Raw genomic sequence first — 5,890 nt, forward strand, 5'->3', positions numbered from 1 at the left:
GCGGGCGGGCGGCGGGTGCCGGGGCGGCACCGTGCGTCACTCGCCGAACGGCTGGCGGGTGGCGATGACGGTCAGCATCCGCTCGAGGGCGAAGATGGGATCGCGCGCCGCACCCTTGACTTCGGCATCCGCCCTCGCGGTCGCCTGGATCGCCATGCCCAACGAGCGCTCGTTCCACCCGGCGAGGTCTCTGCGCGCCCGGTCGACCTGCCAGTCCTTCATGCCCAGGCGCTGCGCGAGCTGACGACTGGGCTCGCGGTTTCCCGCGACCCGGGCCATCGTGCGCAGCTTCATGGCGAACGCGGCGACCATCGGAACGGGATCGGCACCCGAGGCGAGTGCGTGGCGGAGCGCGACCAGCGCCTCGCCGTAGCGGCCGGCGATCGCCGTGTCTGCGACGACGAATGCCGACACCTCGACTCGGCCGCCGTAGTACTTGGTGACGACGTCTTCGGTGACGTCTCCCTCGACGTCTCCGATGAGCTGCTGGCAGGCTGCGGCGAGTTCCGTGAGATCGTCGGCGAAGGCCGAGACGAGGGCACGCAGCGCCGGGGGCGCGATGCGCTTCTGGGCTGCCTTGAACTCTCCCGCGGCGAAGTCGACACGATCGCCATCACGCTTGATCGCGGCGCAGGGGATCTCGATGCCGTCGCCGGTGCCCGCTCGCAGAGCATCGAGCAGCTTCTTTCCGCGGACGCTGGCCCCGGTGTGCCGGAGGACGACGGTGGCGCCCTCCTGCGGGTGATCGAGGTACGACACTGCTTCTTGCAGGAACGCGTCTGAGCACTTCTCGACGCCGGACACTCGCACGAGTCGCGGCTCGCCGAAGAGCGACGGCGACGTGAGCGAGAGCAGGGTGCCGGGCGCGTAGTCGTCGGCACGGACGTCGGTGACTTCGAGCGCGGGGTCTTCAGCGCGCAGGTAGTCGCGGACTCCCGCGATCGCGCGCTCAGCGCAGACCTCTTCGGGACCGAAGACCAGCACGACGGGTGCCGGTCGGGGATCTCTCCAGGACACCTGCGGGATCTTGGCCGTTTTGGCTCCACCGCGGGACGAGGTACGAGGAGCAGCCATGCATCCAGACTACCGGGGGCCACCGACGTCACGCCGTCTCTCAGGGAGGCTCCTTCTCGGTCCACACCTGGAGCTCACCGTCGCGCATTCCCACGAGCAGTCGCCCCTCTTGATCGGTCCTCAGCACCGCGGCCCCGGCAGACGCGAGTGCGGCGAGCGTCTCGGCGCGCGGGTGCCCGTAATCGTTGTCGACACCGGCACTGAACAGCGCGACAGCGGGGTGCAGGTCGCTGTAGAGCTGCATGTCCTGGTCGGCGCTGCCGTGATGGGCCACCTTCACCACGGCGTAGGAGCCTCGAAGGTGGGCCGTGCGAACCAGCATCCGCTGCGCCTCGGCCGAGAGGTCGCCGAGGAAGAGGGATCGCGGGACTTCCGCCCCCTGCACCTCGAGCACGAGGCTCGAGTCGTTCCCGGCGGGGAACACGGTGGAGCCTCGCTGCGGCCAGAGCACCTGCCACGACGCCGCTCCCAGTTCTCCCCGAAGCCCTGCCGCCGCAGACGTGACCGTCGCGCCACCCTCGGCGAGTCGGTGCAGCATCATCTCATCGCCGCTCTCCCCCACCGGACCGTGCAGAACCACATCCACTCGGCCCTGCACCGCATCGACACCGCCGACATGATCCAGGTCGAAGTGCGTGAGCACCAGGAGGTCCACTCGATCGACACCGAGGCTCCGGAGGCATGCGTCGAGAGATGCGGGATCGGGTCCCGTGTCTATGAGCGCGACGTGTTGCCGAGACCGCACGACCAGCGCATCTCCCTGCCCGACGTCGCAGGCGGCCACAGACCATCCCTCCGGCGTCGTCGCCCGCGCGAGGGGGCCGGTGAGCGCGACGTGCGCGGCGCCGAGAGCGAGCACGACAGCGAGCACCGTCGCCGAGGTCGCGCGGATCGACCGTCGCCGCGGGAACCCGTCGGCGATGACCACGGCGGTCGACGCGCTCACGAGGGCGACCAACGCGGCGCTCGCGAGGCCCGGAGCCACAGCCAGCTGCCCGAATGGGACCTGGGCCATGACGCGCGCGGTCTCGGCGATCCACGCGGCGGGAAGCCACGCCGACGCCACGAGCAGATCGGCGACGGCAGGGACCGGAGCGGCGAGACAGGCGAGGAGCCCGATGACGGTCGCGATCGGCGCAGCGGGCGCGGCGAGCAGATTCGCCACCAGCCCGATCAGGGACTGCTGCTCGGAGAACAGGGCGATCACGGGGCCGCACACCAGCTGCGCGGCGCTGGGCACCGCGATCGCGAGGGCGAGCGGTTGCGGCATCCATCTGCTCAGTCCGCGAACGAGAGGCGGCGACAGCATGATCAGAGCGCCCGAAGCTGCCACCGACAGGGCGAAGCCGGGCGTCGAGGCGAGCCACGGGTCGGCGATCAGGATCCCTGCGGCGCTGAGAGCAAGCAACCCCGCTCCCGCACTCGGTCGCCCCAGCAGCAGAGACAGCATCGCCACGCCTGCCATCACCGCCGCCCGGATCACACTGGGCTCGGGGGTGACGAGCACCACGAAGCCGGCCAGCGCAGCAGCCGCGACGAAGACCCGCGTCGTGCGGCCTCCCCCGCACAGCGCCACCAGCCAGAACACGGCGCCGACGACGATCGCGCAGTTCGCGCCGGAGACCGCGGTCAGGTGGCTGAGTCCGCTCGTGAGCATGTCGTCGCTCAGTTCCGTCGACACCGCACGAGTATCGCCCACCGCGAGACCGGGGAGCAGACCGGCCCCAGGTTCAGGCAGCCTCACCGACCGCTCTATGAACGCACTGCGCACTTCGGCGGCCATCGCGAAGACACCGGATGCCGGTACGTCCACCGCGGCGGTGCTCGCGAACACCACGAGCGCCGCCCTCTCCCCCGCATCCGTCGCCGAGGCCTCGCCCGTGACCCTGACCGTCGCGCCCAGATCGAAACCGTCGGCCGGGTCGATGCCGATGCGCACGGGCGCCGAGGCCGCTCGGACCGCACCGAGGGAACCTATACCCGTCAGCTGCACTTCCATCCAGAGACGCCCGTCCCGACCCTTCGACGCCGATGAGGTGACCATCCCCACAGCCTCGACCACCCGTTCATTCCACGACGCGGCGCTGTCGCGAGCGGGCGATGCGGCCATGGCCGTGATCGAGACGGCGGCCATCGCCGCGAGCACGACGAGTACGAGGGCGGTGCGCGACGCGTCGGACCGTCGACGACGAACCAGGATCGCCCCCAACACCACCGCTCCGGCACCACCCGCGAGTGCGCACCACCCCGCCGCGGCGGGCGCGAACACGCACACGAGCGCAACCGCCCACGCTCCCCCGGCGACGGGAAGAAGCCTCAGATCCCGACGCACACGAGCACCCCGCCACGGATGACAGTGAGGATCGATCGAATGCTGAAGCTCATCAGGGATGCCCGCATCAGAAGAACCTAGGGCGCCCTCGACAGCCTCTCCGACGCGGACCCCGTCACTGTGGACAACCATCCCCGGTGTCGTCCTGTGGAGAAACGGCGGCGACGTCACCGCTCGTGCTCACCGGGAGCCCGCAAGAGTCAAGGCGTTCCGGGCCCGTCGAGCTCCAGCGCGAGTTCCATGCACCGCCAGCGAGCCGGCGAGAAGTCGTAGGGCATCATCCGAACAGTCTCGGCGAGGCTCGTCGCCCCGCACGCCGAAGCGCCGTCGGCGGGCGCGGGACTCCCCTCGTCCCAGGCGTCGAGCCGGGCGTGGTCGGCCTGCGCCAGTCCCGATCTCTCGATCACCGCGTGGAGGGCGGCCTCGAAGGCGTGCCGTTCGGCTGCCACCTCCGCCACGCGAGGGTCGTCGACCGCGACCGAGTCATCGAGCGCCTCTTCGGCGGCGTTGACACGGTCAGAATCCTCTCGAAGGTCCGGGTGAGTGGCCAGGGCGATGAACCGCGATGCCTGTACGGACGCGACGGCCGCACCGAACATCCGCTCGGTCACGAGCAGGGTGTCCAGTTCGTCCTGCCGCAGGGCTTCCTCGGGGAGGTCTGTGAGGCGGTCGCTCACGATGTCGGAGAGCACGCCCAGTCTGCTGCCCTGCGCACGCATTCGCTTCACGGCGGTCCGCTGCTGCTCGATCACGGCCTGCCGTGCGACGAGGGATGCTTCCAGCCGCTCCAGGACGCGCGCCACATCGCTGTCGCTGTCGGGCTCGGCAGGGCCGGCCGCGACCGTGAAAGCGTCGCGGATGTCGTCGAGGGCGATGCCGGCGTCGGCCATGCGTCGAATCCACAGCAGCCGGATCATCTCGTCGTAGCCGTACCGGCGGCGGTCATCGCTCCCCCGCTCGGGCTCCGGAAGCAGACCGATCTGGTGGTAATGACGGATCGCCCGCGGCGTGGTGCCGACGAAGGCGGCCGCATCCCCGATCGCGACTCGGCGAGGCGGGATGAACGACGAGAACATGTGCGGGGCCTTTCCTCGGTGGGCGGGATACCTCCACTGCACCACATGACGCTACGGAAGGTGCAACTCCGCGCTCAGCGCGAGATCGCGAGCCAGGTTCCCTCGGAGATGACCTGCACCTCCCCGTCCACGACGCTGATCGCCGTCTGATCATCGATGGCGTATGCGGGGCCGTCGATCTGCGACGCCCACTGCCGCGCACTTTCCGACGTGTTCGACTCCCAGCCCGGGTAGTCGAGATGCGGGAACAGCGAGAAGTCGACCACGCCGAGCGTCTCATCGCTTTCGTCCGGCCGCCATCCCAAGAACTGCGTGCCCACTCGCGGCGTGAGCGCCATACTGCCTCCGCTGACGCCGACCCATGTCGTCTCCGTGAGTTCGGGCAGGAGCCGCTCCAGGCCCGATGCCCGGATCCAGTGCGCGAGGTAGACCGCTTCCCCTCCATCCACGAGAAGCGCGTCGGCGTCGCGGACCCAGGACTCCCACCGGTCCCTGTCGATGCTCGGCAGAGCTGTGAGCTCGAGGACGCCGACTGATCGCCACCCCAGCTCGACCAGATCGTGCTGTCCCGGCCAGCGGCCCGCAATCGACATCCACGCACTCTGAGGTGAGCACATCGGATGCCCCCACTGCGCCGTCGGAATCAGGAGCGCGTTGCACTCCTCGACGGGCTTGGCAAGCAGTTCCTGCAGCCGATGACGGATGGACTCGTTCGTCACGCCCCCTGAGGTGAGCAGCAGCTTCATCGCGATCCCTCTCGTCTGACCTTCATTGTGTCGTCTGGACGGGGCCGGCGACAGGCCACGACGGTTGGCGGCACGGGGGGCGATACGCTCCCCGGTATCCCGTCGTACGCTGGTGCCATGGAGCGGAGCCTGCGCAATCTGGTGATCGTGCTCGGCGAGGGGATCGACCACGACGAACGTGCGGAGATCGGCCGACGTGCGTCGGCCATCCGCCGAGGAGAGGTCGTCGCCGATGCATGACGTGATCGTGATCGGTGCCGGGCTCGCGGGGCTCCGCTGCGCCGGGCTGCTCAGCGCACGCGGGCTCGATGTCGTCGTCCTCGACGCTGCGGATGCCGTCGGAGGGCGCCAGCGCACCGATATCGTCGACGACTTCCGGCTGGATCGCGGCTTCCAGGTTCTCAATCCGGCCTACCCGGCGCTCCGCCGCAGCGTCGATCTCACAACGCTCGCGCTGGGCAGCTTCCCGGTGGGAGTGCGGGTGCGCACGATCGACGGGATGGCCGAGCTGCGGCATCCGGTGCGGCATCCGCTGTCGATCACCGCCTCGCTGCGCAGCGGTCTGGTGAGCGGTCGGGACGCCGTCGCGTTGGCGCGCTGGGCGGGCCCGGCATTGGTGCATCCCCTCTCGCGTCTCGCTCGGAACGATGTCACCGTGCGCG

General features: G+C 69.9%; 6 protein-coding genes. 2 read left to right on the plus strand and 4 right to left on the minus strand.

The annotated features are described in order from the left end of the window. Positions 1–36 precede the first annotated feature (36 nt). The 4 genes from holA to J7E68_RS05870 all read right to left on the minus strand — a co-directional run bounded on the left by holA (position 37) and on the right by J7E68_RS05870 (position 5,228). Positions 37–1,074: a DNA polymerase III subunit delta gene (holA, locus tag J7E68_RS05855; protein ID WP_215170727.1), complete on the minus strand. Its 1,038-nt coding sequence runs from the start codon at positions 1,072–1,074 to the stop codon at positions 37–39. A 40-nt stretch (positions 1,075–1,114) separates the two neighbouring features. Next, entirely contained in the window at positions 1,115–3,349 is a 2,235-nt protein-coding gene (locus tag J7E68_RS05860) for a ComEC/Rec2 family competence protein (protein WP_311416463.1), read from the minus strand. Between the two features lie 257 nt (positions 3,350–3,606). Then, complete coding sequence (locus J7E68_RS05865; RefSeq protein ID WP_215170731.1) at positions 3,607–4,482, minus strand: MerR family transcriptional regulator; 876 nt, start codon at positions 4,480–4,482, stop codon at positions 3,607–3,609. A 74-nt stretch (positions 4,483–4,556) separates the two neighbouring features. Further along, positions 4,557–5,228, minus strand: coding sequence for a Type 1 glutamine amidotransferase-like domain-containing protein (locus J7E68_RS05870; protein WP_215170733.1), 672 nt, complete (start codon positions 5,226–5,228; stop codon positions 4,557–4,559). Positions 5,229–5,345: 117 nt separating this feature from the next. Here J7E68_RS05870 and J7E68_RS20115 point away from each other — a divergent pair, with 117 nt between their 5' ends. After that, a complete protein-coding gene (locus J7E68_RS20115) occupies positions 5,346–5,468 on the plus strand; it encodes a hypothetical protein (protein WP_285224875.1) in 123 nt (40 codons plus the stop codon). Then, the coding region (locus J7E68_RS05875) for an NAD(P)-binding protein (protein ID WP_215170735.1) at positions 5,461–5,890 on the plus strand (430 nt) is incomplete at its 3' end. The genes J7E68_RS20115 and J7E68_RS05875, both read left to right, overlap by 8 nt.

Origin of the sequence: Microbacterium sp. ISL-103 (assembly GCF_018613995.1) — a bacterium.
Classification (GTDB): domain Bacteria; phylum Actinomycetota; class Actinomycetes; order Actinomycetales; family Microbacteriaceae; genus Microbacterium.